We start from the raw sequence: 25,503 nt of genomic DNA, 5'->3' as shown, positions 1-25,503 counted from the left end.
TGACTAACTCGTTTTACCATCGCGGTATTACTCGTCGTCTGTATCAGGCGCGGACTGCGTTTCGTCATATATCCACTGAATGATTTTCTCGGTGCCAGCTCCATAAATATTCCTCATCCATTCAAGGAACTCCTCGGAGTACACGCCAGTTTTTTCGGCACTTCCTGAGACTGCCTTTCCAACAACCGGGTTAGCAGCTGCTGCTGTAGCTTGTATCAACGCTCCACTACCATCTCCATCTAATACCTTCTCAGTCACATCCGAGCCAGTCATTCCCAGAGACACCCCTCGGCAGGCTGCCCCTGTTGGAAACACAGCACATATATCAATAATGTTGCGCACACGCTGGCCTATCCATTCAGCGCGGGCGATGGTGTCCGGGTCTTGTGACCAGTCAACACTTTCTAGGGTGGCGACTAGATCATTCAATTGACGCTCGATGAGGGCATCGGTGAGATCACCGCCAAGCTGTTCCCGTGTATTGGGATCTTGCAACAGCTCGAACGTTGCCGTTATCTCATCCAGTTGTGGGCTGCAGTCACTGCCAACTACGCGGCAGTCATCCAACGGCGCGTTTTCCTGCAGGCCATTCAATAGCTGATGCTCAACCAGTTGGCGTTTTAGTTCTGGATCCAGTGCCGAGTCCTCCGAAGTTAATCGCTCCAGCTCCTGGTTAATGGCACGGTTGGTCAGATAATTATTCACCACCTCATTAAACGCCGCCGCGCCGCCTTGGGTGCCGCCCGTAGCTGCACCGGCAGCGGTGCTGGCCAGTGCCGTGAGGCCGTCGGTGAGGGTGTCGTCGAGGCCGGCGTTTTTCAGGGCACTCGCGATGGCCGGGGCGCTGAGGGTACCCACGGCGGCCCCCGTGGCACCTTGAGTTCCGCCGGTCAGTGCGCCGATGGCGGTGTGGGCGGCGAGGCGTTGGGTGCCGTTGTCACCCCAGTCGCTTTGCAGTTGATCAGCCTGGGCGTTGAGTTGGTTGGCACGTTCTGTGTCACCCGCGGCCTGAGCCTGTTGGGCTTGCAGGCGTTTGATCTGCGCTTCTTCGAGCTTGGCCTGGGCGGTGTCGCCCACTAACTTGCTCGCCCGTGACCCAAACTCTTGCGTAATCTCGGCCTGGGCCTGGACGTCTTTTCTGACGCTTTCTGCATCGAAGATCGGTGCAATGCCGGTGTCTGCGTCGCCGGTGCGGGCGTCTTGGTTGCCTGCCAGGCCGCTGATGGCGGATTCGGTGGTGCTGCTGGCGTCGCCGTCGTCGCGGCCGGTGCCGATGCCGGAGAGGCCGGTGCTGCTTTCACCGGTACCCTTGTCACCACTGCTGAGGCCAACGCTGGTGCTTTCCGCTTCATAGGTGGCGTTGTTGGCAAGGTCGGTTAACGTGAGTGCGCCACTTTCTATTGCTTCGCTGGCGGTTTGCCCGGCGGTGGTGAAGCGGTTGCGGTCGTTGTCAATGGCGGTTTGTGTGCTGGTGATGGCACCGCCGGTGAGTTTGGTGGTGCCGCCGACGTTGACCTGGAAGCCGCCGTCGCCAGCGCGCAGGCCGCTTTGCTCATTGACGCTTTGGAAGTCGCTGTTGAGCTTAGTGCGGCTGGCGTTGAGGCTGGCGGTGACCTGCCCTACGCCGATCAGCGGTATGCTGAGACTTCCGCCACTGCTTTGGTGGCGTTCGTTGTGGGTGGCGGTGTCTTGCAGGCTTTCAATGGTCAGATCGCCGCCGATGTGGGTGCTGATTTGCGGGGCGCTGACCACGGCACCTTGCAGGGTGGTGTCGCCGCCGCTGGTGAGGATGACCTGATTACCGGCGCTGAGCTGGGTGTTGTTGAAGAAGGTACTGTCACCGTTGCCGTGGCCCTTGGCGCGGCTGGCGTCCAGGTTGAGGGCAATGCCATTCGTGCCGATGCCCAGCCCAATGCTGCCACTGCTGCTGTTGTGGCTGTCGCGCTGGGAGACGGCATCGGCGCTGGCCAGCAGGTGGATATCCTGGGCGGCGTTGAGCTGAAGCTGGTTGCCCGCGTCCAGCTGGCTGCCTTGTACGGTGATGTTGCCTTCGCCGTCTCCTTGGCCGAGCGCGTGAATGGCGAGGTCGCCACCGGCAGTGATCGTCGAGCTCAGGGCGGTGTTGCTGCTCGCTTCGCTGTTGCTGCGGCTTTGGCTGGAGCCCAGGCTGATGTTGAGGCTGAGGTCGGTGGTGTTGCCGTTTTGCAGCTGTTGCTGAATATCCTTCACCGCCAGGGCGCTATTGGCCGCCGCCAGGGCTTGCATCCGCGGGCTCTGGGTGTCGCCAGCGGCCTGGAACTGGCCCTCGAGGCGTTGGGCGGTGTCTATCACGGGGCTGCTGAGGGAGAGACTTAGCCCGCTTTGTTTGAAGCGCTGTTCGGTCTGGCTGCTACGGGTCTCTCGGCCTTCGAGGATGTTGACCGTGTTGGCACCAATCAGGATATCGCCGCTGGGGGCCAGCACGTCAGAACCGATCTGGGTGTAGGTGTCGCCTGCGGTGAGGGTAACGTTGCCGCCAATGCTGCCCACGGTGGTGGGGGCAACGAAGGTGGCAGTATTGGTGGCATCGGTCATCTGCCGCTGGCTGCCGATGTTAATGCCAAACCCACCGCTGAACAGGCCACTCTTGCGGCTATCGCTGAAGTGGCTGTCGCTCAGAGTGTTTTGGGCGGCATCCAGGGTGAGGCTGCCCCCAGCATGAATCCCTAGATCCTGGTCGGCCAGGACGTTGGCACCGCTGAGGTGGATATCTTGACCGCTGGTCATAGTGACCGTCTGGCCGCCTAGCTCGCTGGCTAGTGCCTGAGTGTTGATGCTGCTCGTGCGGGTGGTGCGGGTGCGGCTGGAGAACAGGCCGCTACTGCGGGTTTGGCGGCCTTCAGCCAGGCTATCCGTTCGCTGGCCCGCTTCCAGGGTGATATCACCGCCAATGGCGTTCAGGGCCAGGGCACCCTGGGCGTCAATAGTGGCGGCACGCAGGTTAATGTCTTGCCCAGCGGTGAGGCTCACCGCCCCGCCGCCGGTGATCACGCTGCCAATCTCTTCGCTGTGGCTCTGGTGATGGTAGTTGTTGGCATCCCAGTTAAGGGCGTGGCGTTGGCCAACTTCCAATGTGTCCAGGTTGATATCGCTACCTGCAGTGAGCTGAGTCACGCCACTGCCAATGTTGTGTAGTTCGGCAGCGGTGAGGTTAATCGCACCGCCCGCGCTGGCCAGCAGGTTGCCCGCCTCGCCGTTGACATAAAGCCCGGCCATCCGGTCAATGCCTTGCAGGCTGAAGGTATTACCATCGACCTCGTTGGTGGCGCTGTGGAGCGTACTGGCGATGTTGATATCCCCGCCCGCCTGCAACGCCATGCCAGTATTGGCGGCAATGCTGCCACCGTCGATAGTGATGTCCTGACGGGCATCAATTAACGCGATATCGCCTTGAATGCGGCCGCTGTTGGTGAGGTTCTGGGCGCTGATATCCACCAGGTTGCGCCCGGCAATGGTGCCGCTGTTGTTGAGGTCGCCACTCAGGGCCAGGTCGATATCACGGGCGCTGATCAGCGTGCCATTATGGCCACCCAACAGCTCGCCATTGGCGGCTAGATCACCCTGGCGCGGGGCCAGATAGACCTTGGGCATCAGGGCGGTGGCGGTAGAGCCATCGGGTAGCTGTACGGTTTGTGTGACTAGCCAGACGATATCGTTGGTGAGCTGGGCGGTTTGCGACGCTGACAACGCAATGCCGGGGCGCAGCTTGTGTTCATGCGCAAAGGTCGCCCCCGCGTTCATCAGCGCCGCGTATTGTGCATCATCGCTGCGGTAATCGCCCAGGAAGCGGTAGCCGGTGAGCGCGGCGATTTGATCACGAATGAGCTTTTGCTCGTAAAAGCCGTCACCCAGGCGTTTTTGTGCATGAACCGGATCGTAGGCCAACGCTGAAAGTAGATAGTCACTGGAAAGCCACTGGCGGTGATCAGTAAAGTTGGGGTCCGTCGCCACCAGGTAACGCGCGTTACTACCAGGATCTATGGTGAAGAGGCTGCTGGTCGGCAGCAAGACAGCAGGCGCGGATGGCGTTCCCAAGCCTGCTGTCGCTTGCGCCCCTTCGCTTGCGCTGGTGTGATAGACTGGGGCGTTGCCGGTGGGGAGCGCGGCGCTGCCTTGGGTAGTGCTACTGGAAGACGGGACAGTTAACGAGGCGCTGTTGGTCTCGTGGGTATCTGTATTGATGCTATTGGTGCTATGGGTCGCACTATTAGTGTTGGTACTAAAAGATGCTTCAGTCGCTCCATGGACATCCGTATTCACCGCATTAGTGCTATTGGTGACGTTGCCCGAGCTGTTGGCACTGAACGAAGTACCAGCGGCTCCGTGGGTTTCCGTGTTCACTGCATTGGTGCGACGAGTTGCGTCACCTGAGCCATTGGCACTAAACGATGCTCTCGTCTGCCCATGAGCATCCGTATTCACCGCATTAGCGCTGTGGGTTATATCACCGGGGCTGTTGGCACTGAACGAAGTACCAGCGGCTCCGTGGGTTTCCGTATTCACTGCATTGGCGCGCCGGGTTGCGTCACCTGAGCTATTGGCACTAAACGATGTGTCTGTCTGTCCATGAGCATCCGTATTCACCGCATTGGCGCTGTTGGTGACATTGCTCGGTCTGTTAGCACTAAACAATGCCTCGGTCTGCCCATGAGCATCCGTATTCACCACATTGGCACTGTTGGTGGCATTGCCTGGCTTGTTGGCACTGAACGGTGTGCCAGCCGCGCCATGGGTTTCCGTGTTCACAGCGTTGGCACTGCTGGCGGCGTTGCCAGAATCGTTGGCACTGAACGACGTGCCAGTCGCCCCATAGGCCTCTGTGTTCACAGCGTTGACACTACTGGCAGCGTTGCCAGCTTCATTCGCGCTGAACGCTGCTTCGCTCACCCGATGAGTTTCTGTATTTACGACATTGGCGCTGTTGGTCACGTTACCTGAGTTGTTGGCACTAAACGATGCTCCCGTCACACCATGAGCATCCGTGTCCACTCCATTAGCGCTGTGCACACTACCAGGGCTATTGGCACTGAAGGATGTTTCGCTTGTCCCATGAGTTTCCGTGTTCACGCTGTCGGCGCTATTCACCACGCTGCCTGAGTGGTTAGCCTTAAACGATGTATCAGTCACCTCGCGGGCATCCGTACTTACCGCGCTGGTGCTGTTGGTCGCATCGCCTGAGCGGTTGGCACTGAACGTTGTTTCGCTAACCCCATGGGTTTCCGTGTTCACGGCGTTGGTGCTATTACTCGCCTTAGCCACCTCCTGTGTATCGTGACTGGCGTTTTGATCCGCCAGTGCGGAACCGGTGGCATCTGTGCTGCCGGTGCTGACGCCGCTAGCAGTGCCAAGGTCAGCTTTACCACCAATGCTAACACCGGTACCTGAAACGGCTGTGTTTTGTCTTATCTCACCAACGCCTAGGTTGATGGTCGTGACTTCATCAGGCGGGTTGTAACTCGTTGGAGCGTGCCAGTGACGTCTTGTATAGTGGATGCCTCCACTTCCGTCTGGGCCACTAAACGATGCTCCAGAAGGATTAGTTTTTCGTGCTGTGCCTTCGTTACTTACACGTCTTTCTCCCAAGGCCTCCCTGTTTTCCAGGTTACCCGTATCCCCGTACAGAGTTCGACCAACGATAATACGGCTTTTATCGTTGAGTATGTGTTGTCCTCTCAGGCCGAGGTTTCCTCCCGCCATAATCTGGCTGGGGGCGCTAGAGACGACCTTGCTTTCATACTCTTTTCGGTCAACCCAGTACTGCGTCCAACTACGAATTATGTCTGGTTCAGATCCGTCGTAATAGGCGTAGTAGCCCGAGAAATCCTTCCCTTGGTAATACTCAGAATATAGCGTTTCTGGCCTTTTATCTCCATCATGCCAAACGAGCGTCACCCCGTTGTCAAGCTGCGTTCTCCAGCCATGAAGCGGCCTCAAAACTTGCTCGTTCTCAGCAATGATCAACTCCGTGCCCCAGCCCTCTGGCTGAATCAACGTTAACGTAGTCTCACCAAGATACTCCTCAGTGATCGCAAAATGCTCATTGGTATTGCGTAGCGTGTCGGCCGCCAGCACCATGTCTCCTAAGCTTTCAATGGTGGCGCTGTTGTTGTTGAGCGTTGCTGCATTGCCAGTGCCGTCTGCCACGGCCTGATAGTTAGAGAAGAGTGAGCCACCGATGGCCATATCGCCGCCGCTAAAAATCAGCGCACCCTCACGGTTGGTAATATGCTGGGCGCCAACATCCAGCCGCTCTCGGGCGGCAATCGTGGCAGCTTTCGTCTGGCCACCCACCGTTTCTTCACGATTGCTAAGGTGATTGGCGGCAATGGCAATATGGTCACCATAGAGACGCCCAGTACCTACGTTGTCGACCTTGTGGCTGTTGATTCGCGTATCAGCCCCATCGATTAAGCCTCGATTGGTTGTTTGTACGGCGTCTAGTGCGGTGACACCCCTGCTACGTAATTCGCCACTAGCCTGGTTACGAATCTCATCGGCGTGTATAGCGAGACCGCGCCCGCCCTCCCACTTTCCAGCATTATTAAAGGTGTTACCATTGGGTTCGCCATGTAATCGTAAACTCAAGACGCCTTCCGTGCGCACTTGCTGATCAGCGGCGGTGTTGAGGTCGCCCACTAGATCCAACGACATATCACCGCCGCTTTCCATGGTTCCATCCAGACCCAGCGTCTTAGCAGTAATAGTGATAGAGGCAGCCGCTGGGGCGATGTCATTATTAGCAACAATCTCGCCCCCCGCATTGCTGATAACTAGGTTGCGCTCACCAGGGAGGGTGTCTGAACCGGGCACACCATCTTGCAGATTAAGATGACGCTGAGCGTTGATTTTACCATGCGTATTGTTGATGAACCTGTCGGCAGTGATGGTCAGATCGCGCCCAGCTAGCACCTGTCCTTCGGTATTGTCGACGAAGCTGGCAGTGATCTGCACGTCATCACCTACAATACCCTGGGTATCTTCGCCGGTCTGACGGTTGTTGACGGTGTTAGCACTCAGGCTGATAGCCGCATTGGACTGAACGATACCACCCGTGTTGAGAATGTCGGCGTGGGTCGACAGGCTCATGTCACCTTGGGACAGGATGTCACCACTGATATTGTTAATATTGTCGCTATTGGCCTCGATACCCAGTTCGGTGGCTGCTACCATCAGGCCGCCGGTATTTGTCACGCCGTGGGTATTGATCATTAGGCTACCCGCCTTGGAAGCCAAGACACCGTCTTTATTGTCAATCGCACCGGCGGCACGAAGCGACAACTCTTCTTCAGTGACGACATTAGCCTGCCAAGTGGTGAGGTCGCCACGGGCAACGATGTCGGCATTGTAGGCACTGGTCTGGCTGCCGCTCAGATCAATATTGTTACCATCAAGCGTCAGGCGTCCCGCCGCCAAGTTGGTGCCAGAGGAACTCAAGTCCCCGATGGCGATGACGCTGAGTACACCGCTTCCTTGGGCAGGCTCTTTTAGGGTTCCATCTTGGTTCATACCAGCGGCCAGGGTGCCACTACTTTCAATACTATTGGCGTCGATGATGAGATTATCGGCCCCTGCGATAGTGCCAGTGTTGGTGAGCACACCGGCATCTAAAGTGGCATTGTTGCCTGCATACACAGTGCCCCCCATGTTATTCAGGTTCTGAGCATCAATATCGATATCGCTATGGGAAATGAGCGCGGCATTGTCAGTACGTAGTTCACCACGCGCGGCAATGGCCGCACTGTTGGCGCTGGTCTGGCTATTGCTCAGATTGACATTGCCACTTTCCAGAGTCAGGTGGCCCGCCGCCAAGTTGTTCCCTGTAGCACTAAAATGATCGGTGGCGGTGATGCGTAGCTCAGCACCGTTAGTATCAAATGCAGCGAGATTGCCATCGCTGTTCAGGCCAGCAGCCAAGGTGCCAGTGCTGTCCACGCTGGTAGCATCAATAGTCAGGTCATTGGCAGCGGCAACGGTACCGGCATTGGTAAGCACATCGACATCGAGGGAGGCATTGCCGCCTGCGTAAATAGTGCCGTCAGTGTTGTTTAGGGCTTCGCCGAGGACCACCAAATTATTATCTGCCAACAGGCTGCCCTGTTCGTTGTTTAGACTCAGCGCTTTAACGCTAAGGTCACCGGCTTGGCTGGACAAGGTACCTGCTGTGTTATCCAACGCGCCTTTAGCCTGTAGGGTTAAATTTTCCTGGGTAACGACATTGGCTTTCCCACTCGTCAAATCACCACGGGCAGTAACGGTCGTGCGGTAGGCGCTGGTCTGGCTCTCGCTCAGGTCAACATGGTCACCGCCCAAGATCAGCGAGCCCGCTGCCAAGTTAGTGCCGGTAGCGCTCAGATCACCGCTGGTGGTGACACGCAGTTCAGCACCATTCGCGTCAAACGTGTTGAGGCTGCCATCGCTCTTCAGGCCCGCCGCCAGAGTGCCGCTGCTCGCAACGCTGCCAGCATCAATAGTCAGGTTATCGGCCGCCGCAATGGTGCCGGTGTTCGTCAGCGCATTGACGTCGAGAGTGGCATTGCCACCGGCGTAGACGGTGCCGTCGGCGTTGCTTAGGGCTTCGCTAAGGGCAAGCGACACGTCATTCCCCGCCAACAGCGTAGCCTGTTCGTTGTTCAGGCTACGCGCCTGGGCATTCAGGTCGCCCTGATGACTGAACAGGGTGCCCTTGGTATTGTCGAGTGCACCGTCGGCATAGAGCGATAAGCTCTCCTGGCTGACGATGTTGGCTTCCCAGGTGTCAAGATCACCACGGGCGGCAATGTCAGCACTGTAAGCGCTGGTCCGACTCTCACTCAGGTCAACGTTGTCACCTTTCAGCGTCAAGTTACCTGCAGCTAGGTTGATGCCAGTGGCCGCTATATCATTTATCGTCGTTATGTTGAGCGCACCGCTACCGTCGGCGAACGTTTTCAGAGTGCCGTCTTGGTTCAGACCAGCAGCCAGAGATCCACTGCTGTCCACACTAGTAGCATCAATAGTCAGGTCATCTACCGTGGCGATAGTACCTGTATTGACCAATGCACCGGTATCTAGAGTAGCGTTCCCCCCAGCATAGACGGAGCCGTTTGTGTTAATCAGGGCTTCACTAAGGCTGACCTTGAGGTCATTTCCTGCCAACAGGCTGCCCTTTTCGTTGTTCAAGCTTAGCGCTTTGACACTCAGGTCACCGGCTTGGCTCGACAACGTTCCCTCAGTGTTATCCAACGCGCCGGCGGTATGAAGCGATAAGCTATCCTGAGTGACGATAGCGGCTGCTCGTATATCGAGATCGCCCTGGGCGGCAAATATTGCGCGGTAAGCGCTGGTTTGACTATCGCTTAGATCAACATTATCGCCGTTTAGAATCAGCGTGCCTGAAGCCAAGTTAGTGCCGGTAGCACTCAAATCACCACTGGTGGTAACACGCAGTGCGGCACCATTCGCGTCAAACGTGTTGAGGCTGCCATCGCTATTCAGGCCCGCCGCCAGAGTGCCGCTACTGGTAACGCTGGCGGAATCAATAGTCAGGTTATCAGCCGCCGCAATGGTGCCGGTGTTAGTCAGCGCACCAGTATCGAGAGTGGCGTTACCACCGGCATAGACGGTGCCGTCGGTGTTGCTGAGGGTTTTGCTGATGGCCTCAAGGTCATTACCGGCCAATAACTCACCCTGGTCATTGTTCAGGCTGAACGCTTGAACACTCAAGTCACCTTGCTGGCTAGACAAGGTACCTTCGGCATTGTTAAGCACGCCAGCGACATGGAGTGATAAGTTTTCCTGAGTAACAACAGTGGCATTGCCAGTACCTAGCGCGTTTCTTGCAATGATATGAGCATTAAAAGCGCTGGTCTGGCTCTCACTCAGATCGACATGGTCACCGTCTAGGGTCAGCGATCCCGCAGCTAAGTTGGTGCCGGTAGCGCTCAGGTCACCGCTGGTGGTAACACGCAGTGCAGCACCATTAGCATCAAACGTGTCGAGACTTCCATCGCTATTCAGACCTGCCGCTAGGGTGCCGCTGCTAGTAATGCTGGCAGCATCAATAGCCAGGTCATCCGCTGCGGCAACAGTACCAGTATTAGTAAGCACACTGACATCGAGGGAAGCATTGCCGCCTGCATAGACGGTGCCGCCGGTGTTGCTGAGGGATTCGCTAAGAGCCACCTCTAAGGCATCACTTGCCAGCAGCTCGCCCTGTTCGTTGTTCAGACTCAACGCTTGTACGCTCAGGTCGCCTTGCTGGCTGGACAAAGTACCTGCCGTGTTATCAATCGCGCCTTCAGCCTGCAGGGTTAAGTTTTCCTGAGTCACAACATTGGCTTGCCAGGTGTCGATATCACCACGGGCGGTGATACGCGTATCAAAGGCACTGGTCTGGCTCTCACTCAGATCGACAGTCTCACCGTCCAGAGTAAGCGTACCTGCAGCCAAGTTAGTGCCGGTAGCACTCAAATCACCACTGGTGGTAACACGCAGTACGGCACCATTCGCGTCAAACGTGTTGAGGCTGCCATCGCTATTCAGACCAGCGGCCAAGGTGCCGCTACTGGTAACGCTGGCGGAATCAATAGTCAGGTTATCAGCCGCCGCAATGGTGCCGGTGTTAGTCAGCGCACCAGTATCGAGAGTGGCGTTACCACCGGCATAGACGGTGCCGTCGGTGTTGCTGAGGGTTTTGCTGATGGCCTCAAGGTCATTACCGGCCAATAACTCACCCTGGTCATTGTTCAGGCTGAACGCTTGAACACTCAAGTCACCTTGCTGGCTAGACAAGGTACCTTCGGCATTGTTAAGCACGCCAGCGACATGGAGTGATAAGTTTTCCTGAGTAACAACAGTGGCATTGCCAGTACCTAGCGCGTTTCTTGCAATGATATGAGCATTAAAAGCGCTGGTCTGGCTCTCACTCAGATCGACATTATCACCACCCAAAGTCAGAGAGCCCGCCGCTAGGTTGTTGCCGTTAGCACTCAGGTCACCGCTGGTGGTGACACGCAGTGCAGCACCATCCGCGTCAAGCGTGTTGAGACTGCCATCGCTATTCAGGCCCGCCGCCAGAGTGCCGCTGCTCGCAACGCTGACAGCATCGATAGCCAAGTTATCGGCCGCCGCGATAGTACCGGTGTTAGTCAGCGCACCAGTATCGAGAATGGCGTTACCACCGGCGTAAACGGTGCCGTCTGTGTTGCTGAGGGCTTCGCTAAGGGTAACCGACACGTCATTCCCCGCTAACAGCGTACCCTGCTCGTTTATCAGACTAAGTGCCTGAATACTTAGGTCACCCCCTTGGCTGGACAAGGTACCTGCGGTGTTATCCAGCGCGCCGTTAGCTTGTAGCGACAAATCTTCCTGGGTAACTATGTTGGCCTGCCAAGTGCCGAGTTTGCCCTGGGCGGCAATGTCAGCGCTGTGAGCGCTGATCTGGCTCTCACTCAGATCGACATTCTCACCGTCAAGCGTCAAGCTACCCGACGCTAGGTTAGTGCCGTTGGCCGTTAGCTCACCAGTAGCGGTAACTCTTAGTTCAGCGCCATTTTCGTCAAACGTGTTGAGACTGCCATCGCTATTCAGGCCCGCCGCCAGAGTGCCACTACTGGTAACGCTGCCAGCATCAATAATCAGGTTATCGGCCGCCGCGATGGTGCCGGTGTTGGCCAGTACGTCGGCATACAAGTTGGCATTGCCATTTGCGTAGACGGTGCCGTCGGTATTGCTGAGGGTTTTGCTGATGGCCTCAAGGTCATTACCGGCCAATAACTCACCCTGTTCGTTACTCAGGCTAAGTGCTTGAACACTTAGGTCGCCCACTTGGCTGGACAAGGTACCTGCCGTGTTATCAATCGCGCCTTCAGCCTGCAGGGTTAAGTTTTTCTGAGCCACAACATTAGCTTGCCCGGTGTCGATATCACCACGGGCGGTGATACGCGTATCAAAGGCACTGGTCTGGCTCTCGCTCAAGTCAACATGGCCCCCGGTCAGAATCAGCGATCCCGCTGCCAAGTTAGTGCCGGTAGCACTCAAATCACCACTGGTGGTGACACGCAGTGCAGCACCATCCGCGTCAAACGTGCCGAGGCTGCCATCGCTACTCAGACCTGCCGCCAGAGTGCCGCTGCTAGTAACGCTGGTGGCGTTAATGGTCACATTATCAGCAGCAGCAACAGTACCAGTGTTGGTAAGCTCACCGACATCAAGAGAGGCATTGCCGCCTGCATAGACGGTGCCGTCGGTGTTGCTGAGGGATTCGCTAAGAGCCACCTCTAAGGCATCACTTGCCAGCAGCTCGCCCTGTTCGTTGTTCAGACTCAACGCTTGTACGCTCAGGTCGCCTTGCTGACTGGACAGGGTCCCTTCAGTGTTATCAATCGCGCCTTCAGCCTGTAGGGTTAAGTTTTCCTGAGCCACAACATTGGCTTGCCAGGTGTCGATATCACCACGGGCGGTGATACGCGTATCAAAGGCACTGGTCTGGCTCTCACTCAGATCGACATTCTCACCGTCCAGGGTAAGCGTACCTGCAGCCAAGTTAGTGCCGGTAGCACTCAAATCACCACTGGTGGTGACACGCAGTGCAGCACCATCCGCGTCAAACGTGTTGAGGCTGCCATCGCTTTTCAGACCAGCGGCCAAGGTGCCGCTGCTATCGACGCTGGTGGCGTCGATAGCTAGATTATCAGCGGCGGCAATAGTGCCAGTATTGGTCAGTGCTTCAGTATCCAAGGCGGCGTTGCCACCTGCGTAGACAGTACCTTCTGTATTAGCCAGGCTGATTGCCTGCAGACTCAAATCGCCCTGTTCGCTGTATAGCGTGCCTCGGCGGTTATCAATGGCCTCCGTTACTTCAAGGGTGGTATTGCCACCCGCATAGACAGTGCCATCAGTGTTGTTGAGGCTCAACACCTGCACACTTAGATCACCGTGTTCACTGGACAAGGTACCCTCAGTGTTATCCAGGGCACCGCCTGACTGGAGTGATAAGCTCTCTTGAGTGACGATGTTGGCTTGCCCGCTCGCCAAATCACCTCGAGCCGTAATATCAGCGCGGTAGGCACTGGTCTGGCTCTTACTCAGATCGACATGGTCGCCGTCTAGGGTCAGCGAGCCCGCTGCCAAGTTAGTGCCAGTAGCACTCAAATCACCACTGGTGGTGACACGCAGTGCAGCACCATCCGCGTCAAACGTGCCGAGGCTGCCATCGCTACTCAGACCTGCCGCTAGGGTGCCGCTGCTAGTAACGCTGGCGGCGTTAATGGTCACATTATCAGCAGCGGCAACAGTACCAGTGTTGGTAAGCTCACCGACATCGAGGGAGGCATTGCCGCCTGCATAGACGGTGCCGTCGGTGTTGCTGAGGGATTCGCTAAGAGCCACCTCTAAGGCATCACTTGCCAGCAGCTCGCCCTGTTCGTTGTTCAGACTCAACGCTTGTACGCTCAGGTCGCCTTGCTGACTGGACAGGGTCCCTTCAGTGTTATCAATCGCGCCTTCAGCCTGCAGGGTTAAGTTTTCCTGAGTCACAACATTGGCTTGCCAGGTGTCGATATCACCACGGGCGGTGATACGCGTATCAAAGGCACTGGTCTGGCTCTCACTCAGGTCAACGTTGTCACCGTCAAGCGTCAAGTTACCCGACGCTAGGTTAGTGCCGTTGGCCGTTAGCTCACCAGTGGTGGTAACTCTTAGTTCAGCGCCATTTTCGTCAAACGTATTGAGGCTGCCATCGCTTTTCAGACCAGCGGCCAAGGTGCCGCTGCTATCGACGCTGGTGGCGTCGATAGCTAGATTATCAGCGGCGGCAATAGTGCCAGTATTGGTCAGTGCTTCAGTATCCAAGGCGGCGTTGCCACCTGCGTAGACAGTACCTTCTGTATTAGCCAGGCTGATTGCCTGCAGACTCAAATCGCCCTGTTCGCTGTATAGCGTGCCTCGGCGGTTATCAATGGCCTCCGTTACTTCGAGGGTGGTATTGCCACCCGCATAGACAGTGCCATCAGTGTTGTTGAGGCTCAACACCTGCACACTTAGATCACCGTGTTCACTGGACAAGGTACCCTCAGTGTTATCCAGGGCACCGCCTGACTGGAGTGATAAGCTCTCTTGAGTGACGATGTTGGCTTGCCCGCTCGCCAAATCACCTCGAGCCGTAATATCAGCGCGGTAGGCACTGGTCTGGCTCTTACTCAGATCGACATGGTCGCCGTCTAGGGTCAGCGAGCCCGCTGCCAAGTTAGTGCCAGTAGCACTCAAATCACCACTGGTGGTGACACGCAGTGCAGCACCATCCGCGTCAAACGTGCCGAGGCTGCCATCGCTACTCAGACCTGCCGCTAGGGTGCCGCTGCTAGTAACGCTGGCGGCGTTAATGGTCACATTATCAGCAGCGGCAACAGTACCAGTGTTGGTAAGCTCACCGACATCGAGGGAGGCATTGCCGCCTGCATAGACGGTGCCGTCGGTGTTGCTGAGGGATTCGCTAAGAGCCACCTCTAAGGCATCACTTGCCAGCAGCTCGCCCTGTTCGTTGTTCAGACTCAACGCTTGTACGCTCAGGTCGCCTTGCTGACTGGACAGGGTCCCTTCAGTGTTATCAATCGCGCCTTCAGCCTGCAGGGTTAAGTTTTCCTGAGTCACAACATTGGCTTGCCAGGTGTCGATATCACCACGGGCGGTGATACGCGTATCAAAGGCACTGGTCTGGCTCTCACTCAGGTCAACGTTGTCACCGTCAAGCGTCAAGTTACCCGACGCTAGGTTAGTGCCGTTGGCCGTTAGCTCACCAGTGGTGGTAACTCTTAGTTCAGCGCCATTTTCGTCAAACGTATTGAGGCTGCCATCGCTATTCAGACCAGCGGCCAAGGTGCCGCTGCTATCGACGCTGGCGGCGTCGATAGCTAGATTATCAGCGGCGGCAATGGTGCCAGTATTGGTCAGTGCTTCAGTGTCCAAGGCGGCGTTGCCACCTGCGTAGACAGTGCCTTCTGTATTAGCCAGGCTGATCGCCTGCAGACTCAAATCGCCCTGTTCGCTGTATAGCGTGCCTCGGCGGTTATCAATGGCCTCCGTTACTTCGAGGGTGGTATTGCCACCCGCATAGACAGTGCCATCAGTGTTGTTGAGGCTCAACACCTGCACACTTAGATCACCGTGTTCACTGGACAAGGTACCCTCAGTGTTATCCAGGGCACCGCCTGACTGGAGTGATAAGCTCTCTTGAGTGACGATGTTGGCTTGCCCGCTCGCCAAATCACCTCGAGCCGTAATATCAGCGCGGTAGGCACTGGTCTGGCTCTTACTCAGATCGACATGGTCGCCGTCTAGGGTCAGCGAGCCCGCTGCCAAGTTAGTGCCAGTAGCACTCAAATCACCACTGGTGGTGACACGCAGTGCAGCACCATCCGCGTCAAACGTGCCGAGGCTGCCATCGCTACTCAGACCTGCCGCTAGGGTGCCGCTGCTAGTAACGCTGGTGGCGTTAATGGTCACATTATCAGCAGCAACAACAGTACCGGTGTTGGTAAGCTCACCGACATCGAGGGAGGCATTGCCGCCTGCATAGACGGTGCCGTCGGTGTTGCTGAGGGATTCGCTAAGAGCCACCTCTAAGGCATTACTTGCCAGCAGCTCGCCCTGTTCGTTGTTCAGACTCAACGCTTGTACGCTCAGGTCGCCTTGCTGACTGGACAGGGTCCCTTCAGTGTTATCAATCGCGCCTTCAGCCTGCAGGGTTAAGTTTTCCTGAGTCACAACATTGGCTTGCCAGGTGTCGAGTTTGCTCTGGGCGGCAATCTCAGCACTGTGAGCGCTGGTCTGGCTCTCACTCAGATCGACATTCTCACCGTCCAGAGTAAGCGTACCTGCAGCCAAGTTAGTGCCGGTAGCACTCAAATCACCACTGGTGGTAACACGCAGTGCGGCACCATTCGCGTCAAACGTGTTGAGGCTGCCATCGCTACTCAGACCAGCGGCCAAGGTGCCGCTGCTATCGACGCTGGCAGCGTCGATAGCTAGATTATCAGCGGCGGCAATGGTGCCAGTATTGGTCAGTGCATCAGTATCCAAGGCGGCGTTGCCACCTGCGTAGACAGTGCCTTCTGTATTAGCCAGGCTGATCGCCTGCAGACTCAAATCGCCCTGTTCGCTGTATAGCGTGCCTCGGCGGTTATCAATGGCCTCCGCTGCTTCGAGGGTGGTATTGCCACCCGCATAGACAGTGCCATCAGTGTTGTTGAGGCTCAACACCTGCACACTTAGGTCACCGTGTTCACTGGACAAGGTACCCTCAGTGTTATCCAAGGCACCGCCTGACTGGAGTGATAAGCTCTCTTGAGTGACGATGTTGGCTTGCCCGCTCGCCAAATCACCTCGAGCCGTAATATCAGCGCGGTAGGCGCTGGTCTGGCTCTTACTCAGATCGACATGGTCGCCGTCTAGGGTCAGCGATCCCGCAGCTAAGTTGGTGCCGGTAGCGCTCAGGTCACCGCTGGTGGTAACACGCAGTGCAGCACCATCCGCGTCAAACGTGCCAAGGCTGCCATCGCTACTCAGACCTGCCGCTAGGGTGCCGCTGCTAGTAACGCTGGTGGCATCAACAGTCAGGTCATCCGCTGCGGCAACAGTACCAGTATTAGTAAGCACACTGACATCGAGGGAGGCATTGCCGCCTGCATAGACGGTGCCGTCGGTATTGCTGAGGGATTCGCTAAGAGCCACCTCTAAGGCATCACTTGCCAGCAGCTCGCCCTGTTCGTTGTTCAGACTCAACGCTTGTACGCTCAGGTCGCCTTGCTGGCTGGACAAAGTACCTGCCGTGTTATCAATCGCGCCTTCAGCCTGCAGGGTTAAATTTTCCTGAGTCACAACATTGGCTTGCCAGGTGTCGATATCGCCACGGGCGGTGATACGCGTATCAAAGGCACTGGTCTGGCTCTCACTCAGATCGACAGTCTCACCGTCCAGAGTAAGCGTACCTGCAGCCAAGTTAGTGCCGGTAGCACTCAAATCACCACTGGTGGTAACACGCAGTGCGGCACCATTCGCGTCAAACGTGTTGAGGCTGCCATCGCTACTCAGACCAGCGGCCAAGGTGCCGCTGCTATCGACGCTGGCAGCGTCGATAGCTAGATTATCAGCGGCGGCAATGGTGCCAGTATTGGTCAGTGCATCAGTATCCAAGGCGGCGTTGCCACCTGCGTAGACAGTGCCTTCTGTATTAGCCAGGCTGATCGCCTGCAGACTCAAATCGCCCTGTTCGCTGTATAGCGTGCCTCGGCGGTTATCAATGGTCTCCGCTGCTTCGAGGGTGGTATTGCCACCCGCATAGACAGTGCCATCAGTGTTGTTGAGGCTCAACACCTGCACACTTAGGTCACCGTGTTCACTGGACAAGGTACCCTCAGTGTTATCCAGGGCACCGCCTGACTGGAGTGATAAGCTCTCTTGAGTGACGATGTTGGCTTGCCCGCTCGCCAAATCACCTCGAGCCGTAATATCAGCGCGGTAGGCGCTGGTCTGGCTCTTACTCAGATCGACATAGTCGCCGTCTAAGGTCAGGCGGCCTGACGCAATATTCGTACCAGTGGCGCTGAGATCACCATCAGTGATGATGCTAAGGGCGCTACCGTCTTCGGCAAATGCTTTTAAGGTGCCGTCTTCGCTGTTCAAGCCAGCTGCCAACGTGCCCGTGCTATCGATGCTGGCGGCGTTAATGGTCACATTATCAGCAGCGGCAACAGTACCAGTGTTGGTAAGCTCACCGACATCGAGGGAGGCATTGCCACCTGCATAGACGGTGCCGTCGGTGTTGCTGAGGGATTCGCTAAGGGCAACCGACAAGTCGTTCCCCGCTAACAGCGTACCCTGCTCGTTTGTCAGACTAAGTGCCTGAACACTTAGGCTGCCCACTTGGCTGGACAAAGTACCTGCCGTGTTATCAATCGCGCCTTCAGCCTGCAGGGTTAAGTTTTCCTGAGTCACAACATTGGCTTGCCAGGTGTCGATATCACCACGGGCGGTGATACGCGTATCAAAGGCACTGGTCTGGCTCTCACTCAGATCGACAGTCTCACCGTCCAGAGTAAGCGTACCTGCAGCCAAGTTAGTGCCGGTAGCACTCAAATCACCACTGGTGGTAACACGCAGTGCGGCACCATTCGCGTCAAACGTGTTGAGGCTGCCATCGCTATTCAGGCCCGCCGCCAGAGTGCCGCTACTGGTAACGCTGGCGGAATCAATAGTCAGGTTATCAGCCGCCGCAATGGTGCCGGTGTTAGTCAGCGCACCAGTATCGAGAGTGGCGTTACCACCGGCATAGACGGTGCCGTCGGTGTTGCTGAGGGTTTTGCTGATGGCCTCAAGGTCATTACCGGCCAATAACTCACCCTGGTCATTGTTCAGGCTGAACGCTTGAACACTCAAGTCACCTTGCTGGCTAAACAAGGTACCTTCGGCATTGTTAAGCACGCCAGCGACATGGAGTGATAAGTTTTCCTGAGTAACAACAGTGGCACTGCCAGTACCTAGCGCGTTTCTTGCAATGATATGAGCATTAAAAGCGCTGGTCTGACTCTCACTCAGATCGACATGGTCACCGTCTAGGGTCAGCGATCCCGCAGCTAAGTTGGTGCCGGTAGCGCTCAGGTCACCGCTGGTGGTAACACGCAGTGCAGCACCATCCGCGTCAAACGTGCCAAGGCTGCCATCGCTACTCAGACCTGCCGCTAGGGTGCCGCTGCTAGTAACGCTGGTGGCATCAACAGTCAGGTCATCCGCTGCGGCAACAGTACCAGTATTAGTAAGCACACTGACATCGAGGGAGGCATTGCCGCCTGCATAGACGGTGCCGTCGGTATTGCTGAGGGATTCGCTAAGAGCCACCTCTAAGGCATCACTTGCCAGCAGCTCGCCCTGTTCGTTGTTCAGACTCAACGCTTGTACGCTCAGGTCGCCTTGCTGGCTGGACAAAGTACCTGCCGTGTTATCAATCGCGCCTTCAGCCTGCAGGGTTAAATTTTCCTGAGTCACAACATTGGCTTGCCAGGTGTCGATATCGCCACGGGCGGTGATACGCGTATCAAAGGCACTGGTCTGGCTCTCACTCAGATCGACAGTCTCACCGTCCAGAGTAAGCGTACCTGCAGCCAAGTTAGTGCCGGTAGCACTCAAATCACCACTGGTGGTAACACGCAGTGCGGCACCATTCGCGTCAAACGTGTTGAGGCTGCCATCGCTACTCAGACCAGCGGCCAAGGTGCCGCTGCTATCGACGCTGGCAGCGTCGATAGCTAGATTATCAGCGGCGGCAATGGTGCCAGTATTGGTCAGTGCATCAGTATCCAAGGCGGCGTTGCCACCTGCGTAGACAGTGCCTTCTGTATTAGCCAGGCTGATCGCCTGCAGACTCAAATCGCCCTGTTCGCTGTATAGCGTGCCTCGGCGGTTATCAATGGTCTCCGCTGCTTCGAGGGTGGTATTGCCACCCGCATAGACAGTGCCATCAGTGTTGTTGAGGCTCAACACCTGCACACTTAGGTCACCGTGTTCACTGGACAAGGTACCCTCAGTGTTATCCAGGGCACCGCCTGACTGGAGTGATAAGCTCTCTTGAGTGACGATGTTGGCTTGCCCGCTCGCCAAATCACCTCGAGCCGTAATATCAGCGCGGTAGGCGCTGGTCTGGCTCTTACTCAGATCGACATGGTCGCCGTCTAGGGTCAGCGATCCCGCAGCTAAGTTGGTGCCGGTAGCGCTCAGGTCACCGCTGGTGGTAACACGCAGTGCAGCACCATCCGCGTCAAACGTGCCAAGGCTGCCATCGCTACTCAGACCTGCCGCTAGGGTGCCGCTGCTAGTAACGCTGGTGGCATCAACAGTCAGGTCATCCGCTGCGGCAACAGTACCAGTATTAGTAAGCACACTGACATCGAGGGAGGCATTGCCGCCTGCATAGACGGTGCCGTCGGTATTGCTGAGGGATTCGCTAAGAGCCACCTCTAAGGCATCACTTGCCAGCAGCTCGCCCTGTTCGTTGTTCAGACTCAACGCTTGTACGCTCAGGTCGCCTTGCTGGCTGGACAAAGTACCTGCCGTGTTATCAATCGCGCCTTCAGCCTGCAGGGTTAAATTTTCCTGAGTCACAACATTGGCTTGCCAGGTGTCGATATCGCCACGGGCGGTGATACGCGTATCAAAGGCACTGGTCTGGCTCTCACTCAGATCGACAGTCTCACCGTCCAGAGTAAGCGTACCTGCAGCCAAGTTAGTGCCGGTAGCACTCAAATCACCACTGGTGGTAACACGCAGTGCGGCACCATTCGCGTCAAACGTGTTGAGGCTGCCATCGCTACTCAGGCCAGCGGCCAAGGTGCCGCTGCTATCGACGCTGGCAGCGTCGATAGCTAGATTATCAGCGGCGGCAATGGTGCCAGTATTGGTCAGTGCATCAGTATCCAAGGCGGCGTTGCCACCTGCGTAGACAGTGCCTTCTGTATTAGCCAGGCTGATCGCCTGCAGACTCAAATCGCCCTGTTCGCTGTATAGCGTGCCTCGGCGGTTATCAATGGTCTCCGCTGCTTCGAGGGTGGTATTGCCACCCGCATAGACAGTGCCATCAGTGTTGTTGAGGCTCAACACCTGCACACTTAGGTCACCGTGTTCACTGGACAAGGTACCCTCAGTGTTATCCAGGGCACCGCCTGACTGGAGTGATAAGCTCTCTTGAGTGACGATGTTGGCTTGCCCGCTCGCCAAATCACCTCGAGCCGTAATATCAGCGCGGTAGGCGCTGGTCTGGCTCTTACTCAGATCGACATAGTCGCCGTCTAAGGTCAGGCGGCCTGACGCAATATTCGTACCAGTGGCGCTGAGATCACCATCAGTGATGATGCTAAGGGCGCTACCGTCTTCGGCAAATGCTTTTAAGGTGCCGTCTTCGCTGTTCAAGCCAGCTGCCAACGTGCCCGTGCTATCGATGCTGGCGGCGTTAATGGTCACATTATCAGCAGCGGCAACAGTACCAGTGTTGGTAAGCTCACCGACATCGAGGGAGGCATTGCCACCTGCATAGACGGTGCCGTCGGTGTTGCTGAGGGATTCGCTAAGAGCCACCTCTAAGGCATCACTTGCCAGCAGCTCGCCCTGTTCGTTGTTCAGACTCAACGCTTGTACGCTCAGGTCGCCTTGCTGGCTGGACAAAGTACCTGCCGTGTTATCAATCGCGCCTTCGGCCTGCAGGGTTAAGTTTTCCTGAGTCACAACATTGGCTTGCCAGGTGTCGATATCACCACGGGCGGTGATACGCGTATCAAAGGCACTGGTCTGGCTCTCACTCAGATCGACAGTCTCACCATTCAGCGTCAAATTACCCGACGCGAGGTTAGTACCGGTAGCGGTTAGATCGCCGGCGGTCGTTACGTCGAGAACCCCGCCGTCGTTGGCGAATGCCTTCAGGGTGCCATCTTGGTTCAGGCCAGCCGCTAGAGTGCCGCTGCTGAGCACGTTGGCAGCACTAATCGTCACGTCATCGGCTGCAGCAATAGTGCCAGAGTTGGTGAGTGTGCCGGTATCGAGGGTGACATTTCCACCTGCATAGACGGTACCATCGGTGTTGTTAAGCGTGTCGCTAAGAGTGGCCTCAAGACTGTTGCCTGCTAACAGCTCACCCTGATCGTTGTTCAGACTCAGCGCCTGCACTCTTAGATCACCGTCTTCACTGGACAAAGTACCCTCAGTGTTATCCAGTGTACCGCCAGACTGTAGCGATAGGTCGTTCTGGGCAACCACATTGGCTTGCCCACTCGCCAGATCACCACGCGCCACAATACCAGAGCGATAGGCGCTGGTCTGGCTCTCACTCAGATCGACAGCCTCACCGTCCAGAGTAAGCGTACCTGCAGCCAAGTTAGTGCCGGTAGCACTCAAATCACCACTGGTGGTAACACGCAGTCCGGCACCATTCGCGTCAAACGTGTTGAGGCTGCCATCGCTATTCAGACCAGCGGCCAAGGTGCCGCTGCTAGTAACGCTGGCAGCATCAATAGCCAGGTCATCCGCTGCAGCAACAGTACCAGTATTAGTAAGCATACTGACATCGAGGGAGGCACTGCCGCCTGCATAGACGGTGCCGTCGGTGTTGCTGAGGGATTCGCTAAGAGCCACCTCTAAGGCATCACTTGCCAGCAGCTCGCCCTGTTCGTTGTTCAGACTCAACGCTTGTACGCTCAGGTCGCCTTGCTGGCTGGACAAAGTACCTGCCGTGTTATCAATCGCACCTTCAGCCTGCAGGGTTAAGTTTTCCTGGGTAACGACATTGGCTTGCCAGGTGTCGATATCACCACGGGCAGTGATATGCGTATCAAAAGCACTGGTCTGGCTCTCACTCAGATCGACATTGCCACCATCCAGCGTCAAATTACCCGACGCTAGGTTGGTACCTGTAGCGGTTAGATCGCCGGCGGTCGTTACGTCGAGAACCCTGCCGCCGATGGCGAATGCCTTCAGGGTGCCATCTTGGTTCAGGCCAGCTGCTAGAGTGCCGCTGCTGTGCACATTGGCAGCACTAATTGTCACGTCATCGGCTGCAGCAATAGTGCCTGAGTTGGTGAGTGTGCCGGTATCTAGGGTGACGTTTCCACCCGCGTAGATGGTGCCGTCGGTGTTTTTAAGGCTCAACACCTGGACACTTAGATCACCTTGCTCACTGGACAAGGTGCCATCAGTGTTATCCAGAGCACCGCCCGACTGGAGCGATAAACTCTCTTGAGCAACAATGTTGGCCTGCCAAGTCGCCAGATCACCACGCGCCGCAATATCAGCGCGATAAGCGCTGGTCTGGCTATCGCTGAGGTCAACATGGTCACCATTAAAGGTCAACGCGCCAGCAGCCAAGTTAGTGCCGGAGGTGCTTAGTCCTCCAGTGGCGGTGACGCGCAGTTCAGCACCGTTAGCATCAAACGGTTTTAGACTGCCATCGCTATTCAGACCAGCGGCCAGAGTGCCACTGCTATCAACGCTGTCGGCATCAATAGTCAAATCATCAGCTGCCGTGATGGTGCCGGTATTGGTCAGCGCAGTGGTGTCTAGAGTGGCGTTTTTGCCAGCGTAGATGGCGCCATCAGTGTTGCTTAGGGTGTCTCTTAGAGCAATCGACAGGTCTTTATCAGCCAATAACTCACCCTGCTCGTTACTCAGGCTAAGTGCCTGGACACTCAGGTCGCCTTGCTGGCTGGACAGGGTGCCCTTGGTATTGTCGAGCGCACCGTCAGTATGGAGCAATAAGTTTTCCTGGGTGACGACACTGGCTTGCCAAGTGTCGATATCACCACGGGCAGTGATATGCGTATCAAAAGCACTGGTCTGACTCTCACTCAGATCGACATTGTCGCCGTTAAGGGTCAGAGTGCCTGCAGCCAAATTAGTACCGGTGGCGATCAGGTCATTAGTCGTGGTAACGCGAAGTGCAGCACCATTAGCATCAAACGGTTTGAGATTTCCATTACTGCTCAAGCCGGCCGCCAGAGTGCCACTACTATCAATACGGACAGCATCGATGATTAGATCATCGGACGCCGCAATGGTGCCGGTGTTGGTTAGACTGTTGGCTATAGCAATATGAGACGTGCCGTCAGACTGAATTTCACCGGCATTGCTCAGACGCTGAGAATTCAAGCGGAGCTCACCATGTGAATAAAGCTGTGCTTCCGACTCCTGGATGTGCTTTTTGCTTCTGAGCGTGGAGGTATCAGCCGACACCGCACCGCCGCTTAGGTGTACGGTGTCTACTCCAACACTGAGATGATCAACCTGCAGGGTGCCAGCAGAATTTTCAAACCAGTCGCCGCTAGCCTGCACGCTTTGAGCGCGAACGTGACCAGCATTGCTAAATGTTTGACCTGTACTTACGTAAAGATCACCCTTTGCAGCTAGAGTCCCATCTGCATAATTTTCCAAGCGATCACCAACTTTCACCGTCCCTAATGCAAGCGGAGCTGAAGCTTGCTTAGAGTCCGGATTGGGTTGCGAAGATATAACCAGGCTATCAGAGACTTGAGAACTGTTTGTTTCATCGCCACTTGGGACTTGTACAGAAGATTCCGGAGCCTGAGGGGCTGGTGTAGGTAATGCCACACGCCCTAGAAACCCATCTTGCTCGTTGACCAGACTGGTGGCTTGGACACTAAGGCTCTGGGCACCACTTTGCCACAAGTCACCACTATTGCTGAGGTTATCTACCTCTATATCTAGCCGCTGAGCGTCTACCCGGCCGCTATTATTTAAATCGACCGCACGCAAATTAGCTTCTTGGCCAGCACGTAGAACCCCGCTGTTTTCAATGGTACCGAGTTTGCTATCACTGTATTCATTCTGGTGATTGCCGCCACTATGCAGCGTCAGGTTTTCTCCGGCTAGCAAGCTTCCACTGTAGCTTTGGTCTTGCGCGGTACGGATAGCAATATCACCTTGATCTGCTTGGATAGTCCCGGTTGAACTCAGTTGACCATTGGTGTCGATTTGAATATTGCCTGCGCTAGCAGCCATAGTCCCATGATGACGGACACCTACTCCCGCTTCAGTTCCTACTAGCCGAATTTGTCCAGCGTACATACCTCCTAACTCACCCACATCCAGTGCAAAGGCTGGCGCAGCACCAGTGCCAGAGCTTGGCTGAATATTGTTTGGGCTACTAGCATCAATATTATTCTCACCCGTCACTAAGTCCAACTCTTGCGCATGAATGCTAGCATTGACTTCAATGGCACGCGCTAGGATGCCAGTATAGTCAGTCAGACTGGCATCAAGGCCTTTACCATTGATACGAACAGTACCGCGCAGCACGCGATAACTTTCGAGGCTACCTCCGTTCATTGAGGGGGTACCCGTGGTGAGAGTGGCACGGCTAGCATTAATGAAACCTGCACCATCCACCTCAATTCCGGCAGGGTTGGCAATGATGACTTCGGCACGCTGCCCACCGATTTCAATAAACCCTTTGAGCTGACTAGGGTTATTGCTGTTAACTTCGTTGAGAATGATGTGCGCCTCACCTTTGGCCAGCCACGGATTTCCCTGCACCCACCCCCCAAGTTGGGTCTGCACATCAGTGCGGCTGTTATTGAGTACGGCTCCTGGCGCACCCACGTCAAATTGTTCGTATGTATTACGACTTACACCAGCAGCACTTGGGGTTTGAATATTGACCAACGGCACATCATTAGAGGTGCTTAGCACCGTAGGGCGTTGGTTGCCCGGTGCGGCAGAATCAGGCATGATTTGCGCCTGAACCAAAGCGCTACTCAAAGTACTTAACCCCAAGGCGAAAGTAGCGGCCAAACGCAGCACCACAATTGCGGAACTCCCCATACCGGCGCCCTGCCTCCGTCCAGAGCTCTTGTTTTTTCGCAGAGCACTTTCTGATACCGCGACAAGACAACCGCGCGAGGCATTAAAGACGAGTCGGTAGAGTTTTTTATTCAT

At 56.1% G+C, this 25,503-nt stretch carries 1 protein-coding gene; it reads right to left on the bottom strand.

The window, feature by feature from the left end; genetic code table 11:
- Nucleotides 1-27: 27 nt before the first annotated feature.
- On the bottom strand, nt 28-25,503 hold the full coding sequence (locus tag B6A39_RS18890; RefSeq protein ID WP_156886208.1) for a two-partner secretion domain-containing protein: 25,476 nt from the start codon (nt 25,501-25,503) through the stop codon (nt 28-30).

This window comes from Halomonas sp. GT (assembly GCF_002082565.1).
Lineage (GTDB): Bacteria > Pseudomonadota > Gammaproteobacteria > Pseudomonadales > Halomonadaceae > Vreelandella.
This window is presented reverse-complemented; position numbering and strand designations above follow the sequence as displayed.